Below are 20,283 nucleotides of genomic sequence, written 5' to 3'. Positions count from 1 at the left end.
TACCTATGGTTTCGGTCTACGTGGGCACCGAAAATGATCGGTTGCGGTTTTTTGGCGCTCGAGGAGTGGTGTTTTGCCGAGCTAGCGCGCGGTCGACGGATCGCCGGCCAGCAGCAGTTTCACGTTGTCATCGTTGAGGTTGTTGACGCGTTTGATCGCCTCGCCGATGAAGGTTTCGACGTCAGCCGAGTGCTGGCGGATCGGCGCGAGCAGGGCTTCGGCGGCGATTTTTTCCGGGCCTTCGATGGCGATGCTGTCGCGGAAGGTCGGGCCTTTGATCTTGGTTTTTTCCGCGGTGTAACGCTTGGTCAGCACCAGACGGTAATAAAGCGTCTGGTTGCCCTTCGCGCGACGGGCCGACCAGGTCACCTTGCGGTTGCCGTCGACGCGGTTCACGGCGACGCCGTAGTTATTGGAGATAAAGCTTTCGTTGAGGCTGACGTAATCGCGGCTCAATGGCGGCACGAACATCTGGATCTTCACCGGATCCTTGGTGCTGGCGACGAACTCGACCTTGGCGTCGATGTTCCACAAGTCGTCGGTCGCATCTTCGGTCACCGGGATGCCGAGTACGAAAATCTGATAGGCCGTAACCGAAACGCCCAGCAGCACCAGAATGGTGATCAGGATTTTCAGGTGGAAGGTTAGAGAACGCATGGAAATTACTCGGCGGTATGAGCGGCGATGGTGCAGGCGGGTTTGCCGGCAGCGTATTTAAGGCTTGGATCGACCAGCGCATCGAAGCGTTTCAGCGCCTCGGAGCCAATCAAAAGCGGGTATTGGAACGCACTTCGGTCGGTCAGGTTCACTTCGATGCTGCGCATTGCCGTGCCCATGCAGATATCCAGCTCGATCACCGGACGGGCGGTGTACTTCTTGCCTTCTTCCGGGTCGTAGTCGCCGGCACGGCGCTTGATCTTGCTGACCCGGGCCAGTGGCCGTTCGATCGGGTGCGAATGCGCGGCGTCGATGGCCAGGTAGAAACGTACCCAGGACTCGCCGTTGCGTTTGAAGCGTTTAATGTCGCGGGCACTCAGCGAGGCGGTTTTCGCGCCGGTATCGAGTTTGGCCGCAACTTCGAGATTGATGCCGTCAAGCGAAGCGTATTCGTTGAGGCCGTACACGGTTTTTTCCCCCGCGGCGGCAAGGCCGGGCAGGCAAAACAGGGCAAAGAATGTGGGGAAGGGCTTGAGTCTCATAAATCCTGGTGCGCAGCGTTCCGTTTTCGGTTCAGGTCCTTGGCAAAACTTGCGCAAGGCCCTTCGTGTGCCTATCAGCTTTTTATGACAAGCCGTACAAATGGCCAGCAAATGCGGGCGGCATTCTAGCACGGTGGGTTTATGGCGCCAGCGCTTGGGCCGGTCTATAAAAGATCAAAAGATCGCAGCCTTCGGCAGCTCCTACATTGGATTTGCGTGCGCCCTGTAGGAGCTGCCGACGGCTGCGATCTTTTAAGGTTATTAGACGATTGTCGACAATACCCATTTATCCTTTGACTGATGCGGGCGAATTGGCTAGTTTTTGCCGCATTGGATTTAAAGGTGTCGACAATCATGCTGGATCAACTCGATCCCCCGGTCATTAGCGGCGACGATTCCGAGACGCTTTCGGAAAACGTCTTCCGGCGCATTCAAGCGGCCATCGTCAAAGGCGAGATCGCCCCGGGCAGCAAGATCTCCGAGCCGGAGCTGGCGCGCACCTACGGCATCAGCCGCGGGCCGTTACGTGAGGCGATCCATCGTCTCGAAGGCCAGCGCCTGCTGGTGCGCGTACCGCACGTCGGCGCACGCGTGGTATCGCTCAGCCATGCCGAATTGCTCGAACTCTACGAAATCCGCGAATCCCTCGAAGGCATGGCCTGCCGTCTGGCGGCCGAGCGCATGAGCGTCGAAGAAATCGACGAACTGCGCCGCGTGCTGGAGACCCATGAGCGCGACGCGGCGTTTCAGGCTGGCGTCGGTTACTACCAGCAGGAAGGCGATTTCGATTTCCACTACCGGATCATCCAGGGCAGCGGCAACCGTACGTTGACGCAGATGCTCTGCGGCGAGCTGTATCAACTGGTGCGCATGTACCGCATCCAGTTTTCCACCACACCGAACCGCCCGCGCCAGGCGTTTGCCGAACACCACCGGATTCTCGATGCCATCGCCGACCGTGACGGCGAACTCGCGGAATTGTTGATGCGCCGTCACATCGGCGCCTCGAAACGCAACATTGCCCGTCATTACCAGGACGGCGCCCACAATAAGACAGCCACTGAACGAGGTGAGTCATGAGTTCCAAGCACAGCACTCCAGGCCAGCGTTTCCGCGATGCGGTCGCCAGCGAGCATCCATTGCAGGTGGTCGGCGCGATCAACGCCAACCACGCGCTGCTGGCCAAGCGCGCCGGTTTCAAGGCGATCTACCTGTCCGGTGGCGGGGTGGCCGCAGGCTCGCTCGGCGTGCCGGACCTGGGTATCACCGGCCTGGATGACGTGCTGACCGACGTGCGCCGTATCACCGACGTTTGCGATCTGCCGCTGCTGGTCGATGTGGACACCGGTTTCGGCTCGTCGGCATTCAACGTGGCGCGCACCGTCAAATCGATGATCAAGTTTGGCGCGGCGGCGATTCACATTGAGGATCAGGTTGGCGCCAAGCGTTGTGGCCACCGTCCGAACAAAGAGATCGTCAGCCAGCAGGAAATGGTCGACCGCATCAAAGCCGCCGTCGATGCCCGCACCGATGACAGCTTCGTGATCATGGCGCGCACCGATGCGCTGGCGGTGGAAGGTCTGGAATCGGCACTCGATCGCGCTGCCGCGTGCATCGAGGCCGGCGCCGACATGATCTTCCCGGAAGCCATCACCGAACTGGAGATGTACAAGCTGTTCGCCAACCGCGTGAAAGCGCCGATTCTGGCCAACATCACCGAGTTCGGCTCAACACCGCTTTACACCACCGAGCAACTGGCCGGCGCCGACGTGTCGCTGGTGCTCTATCCGCTGTCGGCGTTCCGCGCGATGAACAAGGCGGCGGAAAACGTCTACACGGCGATCCGTCGCGACGGCACGCAGCAGAATGTCATCGACACCATGCAGACTCGCATGGAGCTCTACGATCGCATCGATTACCACACCTTCGAGCAGAAGCTCGATGCGTTGTTTGCCGCGAAGAAATAAAGATCAAAAGATCGCAGCCTGCGGCAGCTCCTACACAGATCCCTGTAGGAGCTGTCGAGTGCAACGAGGCTGCGATCTTTTCGCCACACTCCCTAACAAATTCAAGATTGGAGAACACAATGGCCGAAGCAAAAGTACTCAGTGGCGCCGGGCTCCGTGGCCAGGTTGCCGGGCAAACCGCACTGTCCACCGTGGGCCAGGCCGGTGCCGGGCTGACCTATCGCGGCTACGACGTGCGCGAACTGGCAGCCGATGCACAATTTGAAGAAGTCGCGTACCTGCTGCTCTACGGCGAACTGCCGACCCAGGCACAACTCGACGAATACCAGAGCAAGCTGAGCAAGCTGCGCGACCTGCCGCAAGCGCTGAAGGAAGTGCTCGAACGCATCCCCGCCGACGCCCACCCGATGGACGTGATGCGCACCGGTTGCTCGTTCCTTGGCAATATCGAACCGGAGAAAGACTTCTCCGAGCAGCGCGACAAGACTGACCGCCTGCTCGCCGCGTTCCCGGCGATCATGTGCTACTGGTATCGCTTCAGCCACGACGGCAAGCGCATCAATTGTGTCAGCGACGAGCCGACCATTGGCGGCCACTTCCTGCATCTGTTGCACGACAAGAAGCCAAGCGAACTGCACGTCAAAGTGATGAACGTCTCGCTGATCCTTTACGCCGAGCACGAATTCAACGCCTCGACCTTCACCGCCCGCGTCTGCGCCTCGACGTTGTCCGATCTGTATTCCTGCGTCACCGCCGCCATTGGTTCGCTGCGCGGCCCGCTGCACGGTGGCGCCAACGAAGCAGCGATGGAAATGATCGAACGCTTCTCGTCGCCGGAAGAGGCGATCAAAGGCACCCTCGGCATGCTTGAGCGCAAGGACAAGATCATGGGCTTCGGCCACGCGATCTATAAGGACAGCGATCCACGCAACGAAGTGATCAAAGGCTGGGCGAAACAGCTGGCTGACGAAGTCGGTGACAAGGTGCTGTTCCCGGTTTCCGAAGCCATCGACAAGACCATGTGGGAACAGAAAAAACTCTTCCCGAACGCCGATTTCTACCATGCCTCGGCGTACCACTTCATGGGCATTCCGACCAAGCTGTTCACGCCGATCTTCGTTTGCTCGCGCCTGACCGGCTGGGCTGCGCACGTGTTCGAACAGCGCGCCAACAACCGCATCATCCGTCCAAGCGCCGAGTACGTCGGCGTTGAACAGCGCAAGTTCGTGCCAATCGAACGTCGCTGAAATGGTGAGGGCCGAATACTGATCTCGAAGCTCACCTAAATCCCTGTGGGAGCTGGCTTGCCAGCGATGACGGCGTCACATCCAACAATGATGCTGACTGACCCACCGCTATCGCTGGCAAGCCAGCTCCCACAGGGTTCAGTGTGAATTTCGAAGTCGGTGCCAGGCATCATCCTTGCAACCACCGTGCCCCGAGTCCTGACCCGATGAACACAGAATTGCGCAAAACCCTGCCCGGCAGTCCTCTGGATTATTTCGACGCTCGCGCGGCTGTCGAAGCGATCCAGCCCGGCAGTTACGACACCCTGCCGTACACCTCCCGCGTGCTGGCGGAAAACCTCGTGCGTCGCTGCGACCCGGCCACGCTCACCGATTCCCTCAAGCAACTGATCGAACGCAAACGCGACCTCGACTTCCCGTGGTTCCCGGCGCGTGTGGTCTGCCACGATATTCTCGGCCAGACCGCGCTGGTCGACCTCGCTGGCCTGCGCGACGCGATCGCCTTGCAGGGCGGTGACCCGGCGCAAGTCAACCCGGTAGTGCCGACGCAATTGATCGTCGACCATTCGCTGGCGGTGGAAGCGGGCGGTTTCGACAAGCAGGCGTTCGAGAAAAACCGCGCCATCGAAGACCGGCGCAATGAAGACCGTTTCCACTTCATCAACTGGACCAAAAAGGCTTTCAAGAACGTTGATGTGATCCCGCCGGGCAACGGCATCATGCACCAGATCAACCTGGAGAAAATGTCGCCGGTGATCCAGGTGCGTGAAGGCGTCGCGTTCCCTGACACCTGCGTCGGCACCGACAGCCACACCCCGCACGTCGATGCGTTGGGCGTGATCGCCATCGGCGTTGGCGGCCTTGAAGCCGAGAGCGTGATGCTCGGTCGCGCGTCGTGGATGCGTCTGCCGGAAAGCGTTGGCGTCGAACTGACCGGCAAGCTGCAACCGGGCATCACCGCCACCGACATGGTGCTGGCGCTGACCGAATACCTGCGCAAACAGAAAGTCGTCGGCGCATGGCTGGAGTTCTTCGGCGAAGGCGCCGCTGCGCTGACCCTCGGCGACCGCGCGACCATTTCCAACATGGCCCCGGAATACGGCGCTACGGCGGCGATGTTCTACATCGATCAGCAGACCATCGATTACCTGAAACTCACCGGTCGTGAAGATCAGCAAGTGCAGCTCGTCGAGCAGTACGCCAAGCTCACCGGCCTCTGGGCCGACAGCCTGAAAGGCGCGCAATACGAGCGTGGCCTGACTTTCGATTTGTCCTCGGTGGTGCGCAACATGGCTGGCCCGAGCAACCCTCACGCTCGCGTTGCGGTGTCGGATCTGGCGGCCAAAGGCATCTCCGGGCAGTGGGATGACGTGCCGGGGCAAATGCCTGACGGCGCGGTGATCATCGCCGCCATCACCAGTTGCACCAACACCAGCAACCCGCGCAACGTCATCGCTGCCGGCCTGCTCGCGCGCAACGCCAACAAGCTCGGCCTGACCCGCAAACCGTGGGTGAAATCCTCGCTGGCACCGGGTTCGAAAACCGTGGCGCTGTACCTCGACGAAGCAGGGTTGACCACGGAGCTGGAGCAGCTCGGTTTCGGCGTCGTCGCCTTCGCCTGCACCACTTGCAACGGTATGTCCGGCGCGCTGGATCCGCTGATCCAGCAAGAAATCATCGACCGCGATCTGTACGCCACCGCTGTGCTCTCGGGCAACCGCAACTTCGATGGCCGCATCCACCCGTACGCCAAACAAGCGTTCCTCGCGTCGCCGCCGCTGGTGGTGGCGTACGCCATCGCCGGGACCATCCGTTTCGACATCGAGAAGGATGTGTTGGGCGTGGTCGACGGCAAAGAAATCCGCCTGAAAGACATCTGGCCGAGCGACGAAGAAATCGACGCCGTGGTGAAGTCTTCGGTCAAGCCTGAGCAGTTCCGTCAGGTCTACATTCCAATGTTCGCCGTCCATGAAGACACCGGCCCGAAGGTTACGCCGCTGTACGACTGGCGCGAGATGAGCACCTACATCCGCCGTCCGCCGTACTGGGAAGGCGCACTGGCCGGCGCGCGTCCGCTGAAGGGTATGCGCCCGTTGGCGGTGCTGCCGGACAACATCACCACCGATCACCTGTCGCCCTCCAACGCGATCATGCTCGACAGCGCCGCCGGCGAATACCTGGCGAAAATGGGCCTGCCGGAAGAGGACTTCAACTCCTACGCAACGCACCGTGGTGACCACTTGACCGCACAACGCGCGACGTTCGCCAACCCGAAACTGTTCAACGAAATGGTCGTGGAAAACGGCAAGGTCAAACAGGGTTCGCTGGCGCGGGTCGAGCCGGAAGGCAAGGTCATGCGCATGTGGGAAGCCATCGAAACTTACATGGAACGCAAGCAGCCGCTGATCATCATCGCCGGCGCCGATTACGGTCAGGGTTCGTCCCGCGACTGGGCGGCGAAAGGCGTGCGTCTGGCCGGTGTCGAGGCGATTGCCGCTGAAGGTTTCGAGCGCATTCACCGCACCAACCTGGTGGGCATGGGCGTGTTGCCGCTGGAGTTCAAAGCGGGCACCGACCGTCACACCCTGGCCATCGACGGCAGCGAAACCTACGACGTGATCGGTGAGCGCAAACCGCGCGCGGATCTAACCTTGGTGATCCATCGCAAGAATGGCGAGCGCGTTGAGGTGCCGGTGACTTGCCGTCTGGATACCGCTGAAGAAGTGTCGATCTACGAGGCCGGCGGCGTGTTGCAACGCTTCGCTCAGGACTTCCTTGAAGAGTCGGCGGTTGCCGTTTAAATCAACTGATGTGGGCGTGGGGTTTCAGGCCCCATGCCCTCGTTAAGGAGCATCATGGCTCACGCACCACAAATAAAGATCCCCGCCACCTACATGCGCGGTGGTACCAGCAAAGGCGTATTCTTCAGCCTCAAGGATCTGCCCGAAGCGGCGCAGGTTCCCGGTCCGGTTCGCGACGCTTTATTGCTGCGCGTCATCGGCAGCCCCGACCCCTACGACAAGCAGATCGACGGCATGGGCGGCGCGACTTCGAGCACCAGCAAAACCGTGATCCTGTCGAAAAGCACCAAGGCTGATCACGACGTCGATTACCTGTTTGGTCAGGTCTCCATCGACAAGCCGTTCGTGGACTGGAGCGGCAACTGCGGCAACCTCTCGGCAGCGGTCGGTTCGTTCGCCATCAGCAACGGTCTGGTCGAGGCCAGCCGCATTCCGCACAACGGTGTTGCGGTGGTGCGCGTGTGGCAGGCCAACATCGGCAAAACCATTATTGCCCACGTGCCGATCACCAACGGCGAAGTGCAGGAAACCGGTGATTTCGAACTCGACGGCGTGACTTTTCCGGCTGCCGAAGTACAAGTCGAATTCATGGACCCGGCGGCGGAAGAAGAGGGCGGCGGAGGGTCGATGTTTCCTACCGGCAACCTGATCGATGAGCTGGAAGTGCCGGGCGTTGGCACGTTCAAGGCGACCATGATCAACGCCGGCATCCCGACGATTTTCGTCAACGCCGAAGACATTGGTTACACCGGCACCGAGTTGCAAGGCGCGATCAACAGCAATCCGCAAGCGCTGCAAATGTTCGAGACCATTCGTGCTTACGGCGCGCTGCGCATGGGCCTGATCTCCAATCTGGACGAAGCGGCCAAGCGGCAGCACACGCCGAAAGTCGCGTTTGTCGCCAAGCCTGCAGATTACGTGGCGTCGAGTGGCAAAGCGGTTGGCGCCGGTGATGTGGATTTGCTGGTGCGGGCGTTGTCGATGGGCAAGTTGCACCACGCGATGATGGGCACGGCGGCGGTGGCGATCGGTACGGCGGCGGCCATTTTCGGCACGCTGGTGAACCTTGCTGCAGGTGGCGTTGAACGCAATGCTGTGCGCTTTGGGCATCCGTCCGGGACGTTGCGCGTTGGCGCTGAAGCCAGTCTGGAAAACGGTGAGTGGGTGGTGAAGAAAGCCATCATGAGCCGTAGCGCACGCGTTCTCATGGAAGGCTACGTGCGTATCCCGGGTGATTCTTTCTGATTTGAGATTTTTCACCCTCATCGGAACGCCGCCCGCCCAGCCCTCTCCCAAAGGGAGAGGGGGCCGACCGAGGTGTCTGGGGTTGTACATCGACCTGAAAGATTGAGTCGATTATGGGTTCAGGGGCCGACCGAGGTGTTTGAAATTGTGCATTGACCAGATCGATTATGGATTCAATGGCGATCGTTCACGTCGGTGAACCTCTACAGCATCCCCCAATCGGTTCCCTCTCCCTCGGGAGAGGGCTAGGGTGAGGGGCCACTCACTGAAGAAACACAAAACAAGCAGGCACCCCAGACCTGCAATCAACCAGACCAAACCCGCCAAGCCCTGAGGAAGACCGCACCACTCATCATTTCCGCACAGGAGAACCGCAATGAGCGCCAACGTCGACCTGAACAACCGCCCCGACTACGACCGTGTCCTGCAGGACATCGCCGACTATGTCCTCACCTTCAAAACCGAATCTGCCGAAGCCCTCGACACCGCCCGCAACTGCCTGATGGACACGCTGGGCTGCGGCCTGCTGGCATTGCGTTTCCCTGAATGCACCAAGCACCTTGGCCCGATGGTCGAAGGCACCGTCGTGCCGTTTGGCGCACGAGTCCCCGGCACGTCTTTTCGCCTCGACCCGGTCAAAGCCGCGTGGGACATCGGCTGCATCGTCCGCTGGCTCGACTACAACGACACCTGGCTCGCCGCCGAGTGGGGGCATCCCTCAGACAACCTCGGCGGCATTCTCGCGGTTGCGGATCACTTGTCGCAGAAGCGCGTGGCCAACGCTGAAGCACCGCTGACCATTCGCGATGTGCTGGAAGCGATGATCATGGCCCACGAGATTCAAGGCGTGATCGCCCTGGAAAACTCCTTCAATCGTGTAGGACTCGATCACGTCATACTGGTGAAAGTCGCCTCAACCGCCGTCACCGCCAAACTGATGGGCGCCAATCGCGAGCAACTGTTGTCGGCGTTGTCCCATGCATTCGCCGATGGTCAGGCGCTGCGCACTTACCGTCATGCCCCCAACGCCGGTTCGCGAAAATCCTGGGCGGCGGGAGATGCGTCGAGTCGCGGTGTACGTCTGGCTGACATTGCCATGCGCGGCGAAATGGGCATTCCCGGCGTGTTAACCGCGAAGCAGTGGGGTTTCTATGACGTGTTGTTCAGCCATACCAACAGCGATCTGGCGTTGAAACCGGAAGATAAACGCGCCTTCAGTTTCTCGCGCGCGTTCGGCAGTTACGTGATGGAAAACGTCCTGTTCAAGATCAGCTTCCCCGCCGAATTCCACGCGCAAACGGCTTGCGAAGCGGCGGTGACCCTGCATCCGCAAGTGCGCAACCGTCTGCATGAAATCGACCGCATCGTTATCACCACTCATGAATCGGCGATTCGCATCATTTCCAAGGTCGGGCCGCTGGCCAATGCCGCCGACCGCGACCACTGCATCCAGTACATGACCGCCGTGCCACTGGCCTTCGGCAATCTGGTCGCCGAGCAATACGAAGACGATTTCCACCGGGCGCATCCGATCATCGATGTGTTGCGCGAGAAAATGGTCATCGTTGAAGAACCGCGTTTCACCCGCGAATACCTCGAAGCCGACAAACGCTCGATTGCCAACGCCGTACAGGTGTTTTTCAAGGATGGCAGCAGCACAGACAACGTCGTGGTGGAATACCCGATCGGCCACCGTCGCCGTCGCGCCGAGGGTATTCCGTTATTGGAGGACAAGTTCAAAGCCAACCTCGCCACACGTTTCACCGGCCAGCGCAGCGGCGAAATCTTTTCGTTGTGCAAGGATCAGGCGCTTCTGGAGTCCACCCCGGTAAACCGTTTCGTCGACCTACTTGTGATCTGACGAAAAACCTGTAGGAGCTGCCGCAGGCTGCGATCTTTTGACTTTGATTGTAAAAAACAAGATCAAAAGATCGCAGCCTTCGGCAGCTCCTACACGGGCCGCGTACGCCATTTTTCGATGGGTAATTTGGTAATGGCAAACCCGCTCAACAGGATCGCCGAATAGATCATCAGCTCCCGGGACAAGGTTTGCCCCTCGTACCAGGCGCCGATGATCACGGCGAACACCGGAAAAATGATGAATACGAACGACAGAATGATCGGGCTCAGGCGTTTGAGCAGCAAAAAGTAGACGATGAATCCACCGACCGACGCCACCAGCCCGAGATAGAGCAGGGCACCCCATGAGCGCGTCGTGATGTCCTGAAAAACCGGCGCCTCAACGCTCAACCCGACAATAAATAACATCGCCCCGGCGATGCCGATGGGCAGCGTGTTGTAGGTGATCACGCTGATCGCACTGCCGTGTTTTTTCGTCACCACGTAGCACAGCGCATGCATCACGGCGGCACAGAGAATCGCCAGCACTCCTAGCCATTCGGCCTGATCCAGATGCAAACCCTGGCTGCGAATAATCATGAACAGGCTGCCGAAACCAATCGCGATGCCGAGCATTTGCGACGGGTAGATTTTCTCGCGCAGAAACAGCGCGGAAAACAACAGGATAAACACCGGCATGCAACTGAACAGCAGCGCTGTCAGGCCGGACGAGACGTGCATTTCGCCGTAGTTGAGCAGGTAGTAAGGCAGGCTGAAATACGACAGCGTGACGAACACGCAAAACCAGCGGCTTTGCCGGGGGAACAACAGCGGTTCCTTGCGCAACAACGCGAAACTCAGAAACAGCGGAAACGCGATCAGAAAGCGCAGTCCCGCGGCGGTCAGCGGCGGCACGCTTTCCACGGCAATCTTGATCCCCAACCATGTGGTGCCCCAACTCAGGCAGACAATCAGAAACAAGGTGCTGGTGAGCAGTCCGGCGAGCCAGGGTTTGCTGATGTTCATCGGTGTGCTGACGGCAGTCGACATGTGGGCGTACTCCGAACGGTGGAATTGACCTGATCGCGGAAACGGTCTATTTCTGATTGAACCTGTTTTCAACACGCTATTCGGGGTGACAATGACTGTCAAAGTAAGTATTGCCATGGTGTCAATCCTCCGTGACGGACTAAGCAATGGCGTCGGCGTGAAGTACAAACGCCTCGCCGAAGGTGTCGCTCAGGCCATCGATGAGGGTGTGATCGAGGCCGGTTGCAAGTTGCCACCGCATCGGTTGTTGGCCGACAGCCTCGGCGTGACCATCGGTACGATCAGCCGTGCCTACGGTGAGCTGGAACGTGTGGGATTGGTCGTCGCCCGTGTAGGCGATGGCACTTACGTGCGTCAGCGCGGTATGGATCGGCCGCAGGACAAAGGCTTTCGCAATGTCAGCGATGAGCCATCCACCTGCCTGGACATGAGTCGAAATCAACCGATGCCCGGACAGGAAGCCGAACTCATGCGTCAAAGTCTGTTGGATCTGGCCAACGAGCCAGACGTCCTGCGGCAATTGAGTGGGTACACCGCTGAAGCCGGGATGGCACGGCATCGTGTGGCGGGAGCGGTGTGGCTCAGCCATGGCGAATTCGTGCCGCACGCCGATCAAGTGCTGTGCGTCAACGGTGGTCAACATGGTTTGCTGTGCGCGTTGATGGGGCTGCTCAAGGCCGGCGACACGCTGGTCACCGAGCATTTGTCCTACCCGGGATTGATCAGTGTCGCCCGTCAGTTGGGCATAAGACTGCTTGGCGCGGCGATGGATGACGAAGGACTTTTGCCTTCGGCGCTGGAGGATGTCTGCCGTCAGCATCGTGTTTCGGCGCTGTATTGCACACCGACAATCCAGAATCCTACGGCGGCGGTGATGTCTGTCCCACGGCGCGAGGCGATTGCCGAAGTCTGTCGCCAACACAATCTGCTGATCATCGAAGACGAAGCGCATGCCGTGCTGGATCGCCAACGGCCGTTGCCGCTGAGTTATTTCGCCCCGGAGCGTTCAGTGTTGATCGGCAGTTTGAGCAAGGCTGTTTCGGCGGGATTGCGCGTCGGTTACCTGCATGCGCCGCAGGCGTTGGTCGGGCGTTTGAGTGCAGCCGTTCGTGCGACGTGCTGGATGGCCAATCCGTTATCGATGGAGGTCGCCAGTCTGTGGATTGAAAGCGGTATGGCCGAGCGCCTGCTGGACGAGCAGATCAGCGAGATCGGACGACGCAAGGCACTGGTTTCGCCTGCTCTGGAAGGCTTGAACTATAAGACTCACCCTTACAGCCCGCACTTCTGGGTGGAGGTGCCGCAGTTGTGGCGCGCCTCGCAGATTGCGGCGGAGTTGAAGGAGAACAATTATCTGGTCGCTACCGCTGAGGCGTTTGCGGTGGGGCATGCAGCGGTGCCGCAGTTCATTCGGGTGAGTGTGTGTAATTCGGTGGGGGATGATCGGTTGTTGCTTGCAGGTTTTGAAGCTTTAAGTCAGGCACTGACAGAGACAGTGTGATCGTTCATCGCGAGCAGGCTCACTCCTACAATGAATCTCTGTCGTCCACATGATCTGTGCCCGCTGAAGATCAACTGTAGGAGTGAGCCTGCTCGCGATAGCGGTCGCACAGACACCGCAAATCTATTTGAAGCGCCGCTCGACACCTTTCTCCACCAGAATCTTCGCCGAAATCTCTTCCACCGAAAAATGCGTGGAGTTGATGTTGGGAATATTTTCGCGGCGGAACAGATTCTCTACTTCACGCACTTCGAATTCGCACTGGGCGTAACTCGAATAACGGCTGTTTGGCTTGCGTTCGTTGCGGATCGCGGTGAGGCGATCGGGATCGATGGTCAGGCCGAACAGCTTGTGCTGATGGGCGCGCAGGGCGTTCGGCAGGGTCAGGCGTTCCATGTCGTCTTCGGTCAGCGGATAGTTCGCCGCGCGGATGCCGAACTGCATCGCCATGTACAGACACGTCGGGGTTTTGCCGCATCGCGACACGCCCACTAGTATCAGGTCGGCTTTGTCGTAATAGTGGGTGCGCGCCCCGTCGTCGTTGTCGAGGGCAAAGTTGACCGCCTCGATGCGCTCCATGTAATTGGAGTTGTGCCCGATCGAATGGGACTTGCCGACGGTGTAGGAAGAATGCTCGGTCAGTTCCTGCTCCAGCGGGGCGAGGAAGGTCGAGAAAATGTCGATCATGAAACCATTGGACGTTGCGAGAATCTCACGGATGTCCTGATTGACGATGGTATCGAAGATGATTGGGCGAAAGCCGTCGGTTTCGGCGGCTTTGTTGATTTGTTGTACCATGGCCCGCGCTTTTTCAACGCTGTCGATGTACGGTCGCGTGAATTTGCTGAAGGTAATGTTTTCGAACTGCGCCAGAAGGCTTTGACCCAGGGTTTCGGCGGTAATGCCGGTGCCATCGGAGATGAAGAAAGCAGATCGTTTCATTTGCACCTTGGGCCTTAAGCTAATGAGCATTTCTGGATATGATAGGCGCGATTTGTTGGCCGCCAATGGCCAGCATTCTCACTTATTTTCCAGGTCCAGGCCATACAACCGGCCAAGGCTCCCCCGGGCCGCCGGTTTCTGAGCTTTTCCAACACAGTTAGTGGAGAGATCACCTTGGTAGAGTACGTAGTTTCCCTCGATAAGCTCGGCAAACACGATGTTGAGCATGTGGGGGGCAAGAACGCATCCCTGGGCGAGATGATCAGCAACCTGGCAGGCGCCGGTGTGTCGGTCCCTGGCGGCTTTGCCACCACCGCCCAGGCCTATCGCGACTTCCTCGAACTGAGCGGCTTGAACGACCAGATCCACCAGGCCCTCGACGCGCTTGACGTCGACGACGTCAACGCCCTGGCCAAGACCGGCGCACAGATCCGCCAATGGATCATGGAAGCCGAATTCCCCGAAAAACTGAATGCCGAAATCCGCACCGCGTTCGCCGCGCTGTCGGCCGGCAACCCTGACGTGGCCGTGGCCGTGCGTTCTTCCGCCACCGCCGAAGACTTGCCGGACGCCTCGTTCGCCGGTCAGCAGGAAACCTTCCTGAACATCCGTGGTGTGGAAAACGTTATCCGCGCCGCCAAAGAGGTGTTCGCTTCGCTGTTCAACGACCGTGCCATTTCCTACCGCGTGCACCAGGGCTTCGACCACAAACTGGTCGCCCTGTCGGCTGGCGTGCAGCGCATGGTGCGTTCGGAAACCGGCACTGCCGGCGTGATGTTCACCCTCGATACCGAATCCGGTTTCCGTGACGTGGTGTTCATCACCGGCGCCTACGGCCTGGGCGAAACCGTTGTACAAGGCGCGGTCAACCCGGATGAGTTCTACGTCCACAAGGGCACGCTGGAGGCCGGTCGTCCGGCGATCCTGCGTCGCAATCTGGGCAGCAAAGCCATCAAGATGATCTACGGCGACGAGGCCAAGGCCGGTCGTTCGGTCAAGACCATCGACGTTGAAAAGGCTGACCGTGCGCGTTTCTGCCTGAGCGACGCTGAAGTCAGCGAGCTGGCCAAGCAAGCGATGATCATCGAGAAGCACTACGGCTGCCCGATGGACATCGAGTGGGCCAAGGACGGTGACGACGGCAAGCTGTACATCGTGCAGGCCCGTCCGGAAACCGTGAAAAGCCGCACCCAGGCCAACGTCATGGAACGTTACCTGTTGAAAGAAACCGGCACCGTGCTGGTTGAAGGTCGCGCCATCGGCCAGCGCATCGGCGCCGGTAAAGTGCGCATCATTAAAGACGTCTCCGAAATGGACAAAGTCCAGCCGGGCGACGTGCTCGTATCCGACATGACCGACCCGGACTGGGAACCGGTGATGAAGCGCGCCAGCGCCATCGTCACCAACCGTGGCGGGCGTACCTGCCACGCGGCGATCATCGCTCGTGAGCTGGGCATTCCGGCCGTGGTCGGTTGCGGCAACGCCACCCAACTGCTGAAGGATGGTCAGGGCGTGACCGTGTCCTGCGCCGAGGGCGACACCGGTTACATCTTCGAAGGCGAGCTGGGCTTCGACATCAAGAAGAACTCCGTCGACGCCATGCCGGAGCTGCCATTCAAGATCATGATGAACGTCGGTAACCCGGACCGCGCCTTCGATTTCGCGCAACTGCCGAACGCCGGTGTGGGCCTGGCCCGTCTGGAATTCATCATCAACCGCATGATCGGTGTGCACCCGAAAGCGCTGTTGAACTACGACGGTCTGCCGCAGGAAATCAAGGACAGCGTCGACAAACGTATCGCCGGTTACAACGACCCGGTCGACTTCTACGTCGACAAACTGGTGGAAGGCATCAGCACCCTGGCTGCAGCGTTCACGCCGAAAAAAGTCATCGTGCGTCTGTCGGACTTCAAGTCCAACGAATACGCCAACCTGATCGGCGGCAAGCTCTACGAGCCGGAAGAAGAAAACCCGATGCTGGGCTTCCGTGGCGCTTCGCGTTACATCAGCGAATCGTTCCGCGACTGCTTCGAGCTTGAATGCCGCGCGCTGAAACGTGTGCGCAACGAGATGGGCCTGACCAACGTTGAAATCATGGTGCCGTTCGTCCGTACCCTCGGCGAAGCCAGCCAGGTCGTCGATCTGCTCGCTGAAAACGGCTTGAAGCGCGGCGAAAACGGTCTGCGCGTGATCATGATGTGCGAGCTGCCATCCAACGCGATCCTTGCTGAAGAATTCCTTGAGTTCTTCGATGGTTTCTCGATCGGCTCCAACGACCTGACTCAGCTGACATTGGGTCTGGATCGCGATTCGGGCATCATCGCGCACCTGTTCGACGAGCGTAATCCGGCGGTCAAGAAGCTCTTGGCCAACGCGATTGCCGCGTGCAACAAGGCCGGCAAGTACATCGGTATCTGCGGTCAGGGTCCGTCCGACCACCCGGATCTGGCCAAGTGGCTGATGGAACAGGGCATCGAAAGCGTGTCGCTGAACCCGGACACCGTACTGGAAACCTGGTTCTTCCTCGCCGAAGGCCAAACCCCGGCTTGATCAACATGTGAACGGACCGTTCCCCTGTAGGAGCGAGCCTGCTCGCGAAGACGGCATAACATCCGCCATAAATGTCGGCTGATACACCGCAATCGCGAGCAGGCTCACTCCTACAAGGGGCGGGCTTTGAGATTGAAGTAGGGCGAGCGCCTTCGGATGCCGCCCTTTTTTGTGCAAGAGCATTATGCAAAGCAGCAGCAACCTGTTTCCTGTCGCCCTGATCAGCGCCGAACGGCGTGGTGATCTGAGCGAAGACGTGTATCGCCTGAAACCCGGCAACAGCCCCGACTGGTCTGTGGAAATCGCTGTGACCCGTTTGGGCATGGCTGATGACTCGCAGCCACGCGGCGTGCCGGTGATTCTGCTGCACGGCAGTTTTTCCAATCGGCGCTTCTGGTTTTCACCGAAAGGTCTGGGGCTGGGCGCGTATCTGACGCGTCTGGGTTTCGACGTGTGGATTCCGGAGATGCGCGGCCACGGCTTGTCGCAGCGCAACGAGGAATACCGACGCAACCGTGTCGCCGATTATGCCCGTTACGACTTGCCGGCGATTGCCGCGTTCGTGCGTGAGCAGAGCGGGCAGATTCCGCACTGGATCGGCCATTCGCTGGGCGGCATCACCTTGGCGGCGGCACTCGGTGGCGAATACCTTGGCGAGCCTGCCGTAGCTTCGGCGGCATTTTTCGGCACCCAGGTCAGCCGTACTTACTGGCCGCTGAAAATCCCGCCAGTGGAGTGGAGCGGTCGCTTCATTCTCAAGCGTTTTGCGCAATTGTCCGGCTCTCGCCTCAAGCGTGGCCCGGAAGATGAGCCGATCGGTCTGGCGCTGGAAAGCATGCGCTGGTACGGCTTGTTCGGCCGTTTTGGCGACAAGGACAAGGACTGGTGGGCAGGGCTGGCTGATGTTCAGGTGCCGGTATTGGCGGTGAGCGCGGCGGGTGATCATCAGGATCCGACTTGGGCCTGCCGCAAGTTGTTCGAACAGATTGGCGCCGAACACAAGCAGTTCATCAATCTGGGGCGTGATCAGGGCTTCAACGACAATTTCGGCCATGTTGAAATGCTGGTGAGCAAAGCGGCGCAGGTTGAAGTGTGGCCGTTGGTGGCGCGCTGGTTGAGCGATCAGCAGACACCTTTGCTGGGTGATAAGCCGGATCTGGCCGCAGCAGTCTGAAGTCGCGCCGCTGAAAAGGGCGTTTCGTTCAGATTGGCTTGCGGCTAAGATATGACGCATTGTGCGGTTCTGGTCATTTTTGGTGGCTGTTTAGCTATTACGTTTCAGCGTTTGTTCAGGTTCGTTCAGCGACCATGGGATGGACTAAGGTAAACAGCGACCGCCGGATTTCGTCTCAACAGAATGCGTCATCCTTGATCGTCTTCCTTGTTACAGGAGTTTTTCGATGAACCATTACCTCACGCCTGACCTGTGCGATGCCTATCCGGAGCTGGTGCAGGTGCTGGAACCGATGTTCAGCAATTTCGGCGGCCGTGATTCGTTCGGCGGCGAAATCGTGACCATCAAATGCTTCGAAGACAACTCTCTGGTCAAGGAGCAGGCTGACCTCAAGGGCAACGGCAAGGTGTTGGTGGTTGATGGCGGCGGTTCTCTGCGCAGGGCCCTGTTGGGCGACATGATTGCCGAGAAGGCCGCCAAAAACGGTTGGGAAGGGCTGGTGATCTACGGCTGCATTCGTGACGTCGACGTCATCGCGCAAACCGATCTGGGCGTGCAGGCACTGGCCAGCCACCCGATGAAAACCGAAAAACGCGGCCTCGGTGACCTGAATGTCCCGGTGACTTTCGCCGGCGTGACGTTCCACCCGGGCCAGTACATTTATGCGGACAACAACGGCGTGATCATCTCGCCGAGCCCGCTGAAGATGCCTGAATAAGCCTGTCGACAAAGGGATGCGGATGTTCGAGGAAGAAAACGCGCAATGGGGGCTGGTGCATGCCCTGGTGCTGGACGGAAAAGGCGGTGCGCGTTCGATAGCCAGGACTGAGCTCGACGATTTGCGGCTGCAGGCCCATGAAAGCCTGTGGCTGCATTGGGATCGCAGTCATCCGCAGACCCAGACGTGGCTGCGCAAATCCAGCGGGCTCAACGAATTCACCTGCGACTTGCTGCTGGAAGAGAACACGCGACCGCGTTTGTTGCCGCTGCCGGATTCCGAGCTGCTGCTGTTCCTGCGCGGAGTCAATCTCAACCCGGGCGCCGAGCCGGAAGACATGGTCTCGGTGCGGATTTTTGCCTCCGCCCAACGCGTCATCTCTTTGCGTTTGCGTCCTCTGCGTGCAACAGATGAGTTGCTGGCGCAATTGGCGGACGGCAAAGGCCCGAAAACGGCTTCTGAACTCATTCTTTATCTGGCGCAGTTCCTCACCAACAAGGTGCAGGATCTGGTCACTTGCCTCTCGGAAATCGCCGATGAAGAAGAAGAAAAGATGGATGCCGACGAACGGTATACCCCCGAGCATGGGGCCATTTTGCACATCCGCCGCAGGGCCGCCGGACTGAAGCGTTTTCTCGCACCGCAGCGGGATATTTTCGGTCAATTGACGCGGATCAAAATGCCGTGGTTCGTCGATGACGATGCCGATTACTGGAACGAATTGAACAACAGCCTGACCCGCTATCTCGAAGAACTGGAATTGACCCGAGAGCGCGTGGGGCTTGTGCTGGAGGCTGAAGACCGGCGTTTGAGCGAGCGTATGAATCGCACGATGTACCGTTTCGGCATCATCACCTGCATCTTTCTACCGATGAGTTTCATCACCGGTTTGCTGGGTATAAATGTTGGCGGAATTCCCTTCGCCAGCAGCCCTTATGGTTTCCTGATCGCCTGTTTGACGGTGCTCGCCCTGGCCTTCGGTCAGTGGTGGTTATTTCGTCGTTTGCGCTGGGTCTGAACATGGCGCATGTGACCCGACCAAATCTGCCCGCGTCTTTCACAGACATCACGAGAGGTGCGTATGCACGATCCGTTTGAACAGTCTTTGCGCGACATGCTCAACGCTTCGCCGTCCAGCCGCGACGACGATGCCTGCCTGGGCCGCGTACTCAAAACCGCCAACCGCCAGGTTGGCGCCGGTGATCTGTTCAGCCTGCTGGGCCGCTGGCTGCCCGCGCTGATGATTGCCCTGAATAATGGATCGGCGCATGTTTCGCCGGTTTCCCGTCTTCGTAAACCTACCGCTCGCACTGCTGATAAGGCTGATTGAATATGGAACTCGACCTCTGGACTCAGAGCCTCGTCACTGCAATGACTGCGTTGTGGACCAAAGTAGCCAACTTCATTCCGAACCTGTTCGGCGCGCTGGTCGTGCTGCTGTTGGGTTTCGTCGTGGCCAAGCTGCTCGATACCTTGCTGTCCAAGCTGCTCGCCAAACTGGGCCTCGATCGTCTGATGGGCGGCACCGGCCTGACCAAATTGATGTCGCGAGCCGGGCTGCAAGTGCCGATCTCGACCTTGATCGGCAAAATCGTCTATTGGTTCGTTCTGCTGATATTTTTGGTTTCTGCAGCAGAATCCCTTGGACTTGAGCGAGTTTCAGCTACGCTGGATATGTTGGCGCTGTATTTGCCGAAAGTATTCGGCGCGGCTCTGGTATTGCTGGTAGGTGTTTTGCTCGCGCAACTGGCCAACGGGCTGGTGCGCGGGGCGGCAGAAGGCGTAGGCCTGGACTACGCTTCCGGGCTGGGACGTATTGCTCAGGGGCTGGTGATCATCATCAGCATCTCGGTTGCGATCAGTCAGCTCGAGGTCAAGACTGACCTGCTGAACCATGTGATTGTCATTGTATTGATTACCGTTGGTCTGGCGGTTGCGCTGGCCATGGGTTTGGGAAGCCGGGAAATTGCCGGTCAGATTCTTGCGGGAATCTATGTGCGTGAGTTTTATCAGGTTGGGCAACAAGTGCGTGTTGGCGAGGTCGATGGCC

At 59.2% G+C, this 20,283-nt stretch carries 16 protein-coding genes and 1 pseudogene; 13 read left to right on the top strand and 4 right to left on the bottom strand.

Features of this window, described 5'->3' with window-relative positions; translation table 11 throughout:
• Window positions 1–93 precede the first annotated feature (93 nt).
• Together ACIPIZ_RS27990 and ACIPIZ_RS27985 are read right to left on the bottom strand one after the other, a co-directional pair.
• A pseudogene (locus ACIPIZ_RS27990) lies at window positions 94–657 on the bottom strand (UUP1 family membrane protein); the annotation flags it as partial.
• 5 nt (window positions 658–662) lie between these two features.
• Window positions 663–1,199: an ATP-dependent zinc protease gene (locus ACIPIZ_RS27985; RefSeq protein ID WP_053116866.1), complete on the bottom strand. Its 537-nt coding sequence runs from the start codon at window positions 1,197–1,199 to the stop codon at window positions 663–665.
• 357 nt (window positions 1,200–1,556) lie between these two features.
• Between ACIPIZ_RS27985 and ACIPIZ_RS27980 the strand changes: the two genes are divergently transcribed.
• The 6 genes from ACIPIZ_RS27980 (at window position 1,557) to prpD (ending at window position 10,320) form a co-directional block, all read left to right on the top strand.
• Entirely contained in the window at window positions 1,557–2,279 is a 723-nt protein-coding gene (locus ACIPIZ_RS27980) for a GntR family transcriptional regulator (protein WP_172828118.1), read from the top strand.
• A complete protein-coding gene (prpB, locus tag ACIPIZ_RS27975) occupies window positions 2,276–3,166 on the top strand; it encodes a methylisocitrate lyase (RefSeq protein ID WP_007916432.1) in 891 nt (296 codons plus the stop codon). The genes ACIPIZ_RS27980 and prpB overlap by 4 nt, the downstream gene beginning before the upstream one ends.
• Window positions 3,167–3,285: 119 nt before the next feature.
• A complete protein-coding gene (gene prpC, locus ACIPIZ_RS27970) occupies window positions 3,286–4,413 on the top strand; it encodes a 2-methylcitrate synthase (RefSeq protein WP_105707852.1) in 1,128 nt (375 codons plus the stop codon).
• A 206-nt stretch (window positions 4,414–4,619) separates the two neighbouring features.
• A complete protein-coding gene (gene acnD, locus ACIPIZ_RS27965; protein ID WP_064391259.1) occupies window positions 4,620–7,214 on the top strand; it encodes a Fe/S-dependent 2-methylisocitrate dehydratase AcnD in 2,595 nt (864 codons plus the stop codon).
• A 54-nt stretch (window positions 7,215–7,268) separates the two neighbouring features.
• Window positions 7,269–8,459 (top strand): 2-methylaconitate cis-trans isomerase PrpF, encoded by a 1,191-nt coding sequence (gene prpF / locus ACIPIZ_RS27960; RefSeq protein WP_401168685.1) that lies wholly within the window; start codon window positions 7,269–7,271, stop codon window positions 8,457–8,459.
• Between the two features lie 376 nt (window positions 8,460–8,835).
• Window positions 8,836–10,320, top strand: a complete 1,485-nt coding sequence (gene prpD / locus ACIPIZ_RS27955) for a 2-methylcitrate dehydratase (RefSeq protein ID WP_401168682.1) — start codon at window positions 8,836–8,838, stop codon at window positions 10,318–10,320.
• A gap of 89 nt (window positions 10,321–10,409) precedes the next feature.
• Here prpD and ACIPIZ_RS27950 read toward each other — a convergent pair whose 3' ends face one another.
• On the bottom strand, window positions 10,410–11,324 hold the full coding sequence (locus tag ACIPIZ_RS27950) for an EamA family transporter (RefSeq protein ID WP_191631079.1): 915 nt from the start codon (window positions 11,322–11,324) through the stop codon (window positions 10,410–10,412).
• Window positions 11,325–11,439: 115 nt separating this feature from the next.
• On the opposite strand from ACIPIZ_RS27950, the gene ACIPIZ_RS27945 reads away from it, so the two are divergent.
• On the top strand, window positions 11,440–12,849 hold the full coding sequence (locus tag ACIPIZ_RS27945; RefSeq protein ID WP_401168679.1) for a PLP-dependent aminotransferase family protein: 1,410 nt from the start codon (window positions 11,440–11,442) through the stop codon (window positions 12,847–12,849).
• A 123-nt stretch (window positions 12,850–12,972) separates the two neighbouring features.
• Here ACIPIZ_RS27945 and ACIPIZ_RS27940 read toward each other — a convergent pair whose 3' ends face one another.
• Window positions 12,973–13,791 (bottom strand): pyruvate, water dikinase regulatory protein, encoded by an 819-nt coding sequence (locus ACIPIZ_RS27940; protein WP_016985584.1) that lies wholly within the window; start codon window positions 13,789–13,791, stop codon window positions 12,973–12,975.
• A 174-nt stretch (window positions 13,792–13,965) separates the two neighbouring features.
• Between ACIPIZ_RS27940 and ppsA the strand changes: the two genes are divergently transcribed.
• The 6 genes from ppsA to ACIPIZ_RS27910 form a co-directional block, all read left to right on the top strand.
• Window positions 13,966–16,341: a phosphoenolpyruvate synthase gene (gene ppsA / locus ACIPIZ_RS27935; RefSeq protein ID WP_064391264.1), complete on the top strand. Its 2,376-nt coding sequence runs from the start codon at window positions 13,966–13,968 to the stop codon at window positions 16,339–16,341.
• 184 nt (window positions 16,342–16,525) lie between these two features.
• Window positions 16,526–17,515, top strand: a complete 990-nt coding sequence (locus ACIPIZ_RS27930; RefSeq protein ID WP_122661223.1) for an alpha/beta fold hydrolase — start codon at window positions 16,526–16,528, stop codon at window positions 17,513–17,515.
• A 226-nt stretch (window positions 17,516–17,741) separates the two neighbouring features.
• Window positions 17,742–18,233, top strand: coding sequence for a ribonuclease E activity regulator RraA (rraA, locus tag ACIPIZ_RS27925; RefSeq protein ID WP_105707864.1), 492 nt, complete (start codon window positions 17,742–17,744; stop codon window positions 18,231–18,233).
• Window positions 18,234–18,255: 22 nt separating this feature from the next.
• Window positions 18,256–19,251: a zinc transporter ZntB gene (locus ACIPIZ_RS27920; protein ID WP_064391268.1), complete on the top strand. Its 996-nt coding sequence runs from the start codon at window positions 18,256–18,258 to the stop codon at window positions 19,249–19,251.
• Between the two features lie 63 nt (window positions 19,252–19,314).
• Window positions 19,315–19,563 carry a hypothetical protein gene (locus ACIPIZ_RS27915; RefSeq protein WP_008076827.1) on the top strand — a complete coding sequence of 83 codons (249 nt, stop codon included), beginning with the start codon at window positions 19,315–19,317 and terminating at the stop codon, window positions 19,561–19,563.
• 2 nt (window positions 19,564–19,565) lie between these two features.
• Window positions 19,566–20,283, top strand: a 718-nt coding sequence (locus ACIPIZ_RS27910; protein WP_401168673.1) for a mechanosensitive ion channel family protein, incomplete at its 3' end; no start/stop codon positions are given.

The organism is Pseudomonas sp. NPDC087690, from assembly GCF_044743175.1.
In the GTDB taxonomy this organism is placed as follows: Bacteria; Pseudomonadota; Gammaproteobacteria; order Pseudomonadales; family Pseudomonadaceae; genus Aquipseudomonas.
Note: the sequence above shows the minus strand (reverse complement) of the source record. Positions and strands in the feature narration are given on the sequence as shown.

Coding starts and splice junctions, on each gene's coding strand:
- ACIPIZ_RS27985 (WP_053116866.1), bottom strand. CDS start 1,199: ATGAGACTCAAGCCCTTCCCCACATTCTTTGCCCTGTTTTGCCTGCCC.
- prpB (WP_007916432.1), top strand. CDS start 2,276: ATGAGTTCCAAGCACAGCACTCCAGGCCAGCGTTTCCGCGATGCGGTC.
- prpC (WP_105707852.1), top strand. CDS start 3,286: ATGGCCGAAGCAAAAGTACTCAGTGGCGCCGGGCTCCGTGGCCAGGTT.
- acnD (WP_064391259.1), top strand. CDS start 4,620: ATGAACACAGAATTGCGCAAAACCCTGCCCGGCAGTCCTCTGGATTAT.
- prpF (WP_401168685.1), top strand. CDS start 7,269: ATGGCTCACGCACCACAAATAAAGATCCCCGCCACCTACATGCGCGGT.
- prpD (WP_401168682.1), top strand. CDS start 8,836: ATGAGCGCCAACGTCGACCTGAACAACCGCCCCGACTACGACCGTGTC.
- ACIPIZ_RS27950 (WP_191631079.1), bottom strand. CDS start 11,324: ATGAACATCAGCAAACCCTGGCTCGCCGGACTGCTCACCAGCACCTTG.
- ACIPIZ_RS27945 (WP_401168679.1), top strand. CDS start 11,440: ATGACTGTCAAAGTAAGTATTGCCATGGTGTCAATCCTCCGTGACGGA.
- ACIPIZ_RS27940 (WP_016985584.1), bottom strand. CDS start 13,791: ATGAAACGATCTGCTTTCTTCATCTCCGATGGCACCGGCATTACCGCC.
- ACIPIZ_RS27930 (WP_122661223.1), top strand. CDS start 16,526: ATGCAAAGCAGCAGCAACCTGTTTCCTGTCGCCCTGATCAGCGCCGAA.
- rraA (WP_105707864.1), top strand. CDS start 17,742: ATGAACCATTACCTCACGCCTGACCTGTGCGATGCCTATCCGGAGCTG.
- ACIPIZ_RS27920 (WP_064391268.1), top strand. CDS start 18,256: ATGTTCGAGGAAGAAAACGCGCAATGGGGGCTGGTGCATGCCCTGGTG.
- ACIPIZ_RS27915 (WP_008076827.1), top strand. CDS start 19,315: ATGCACGATCCGTTTGAACAGTCTTTGCGCGACATGCTCAACGCTTCG.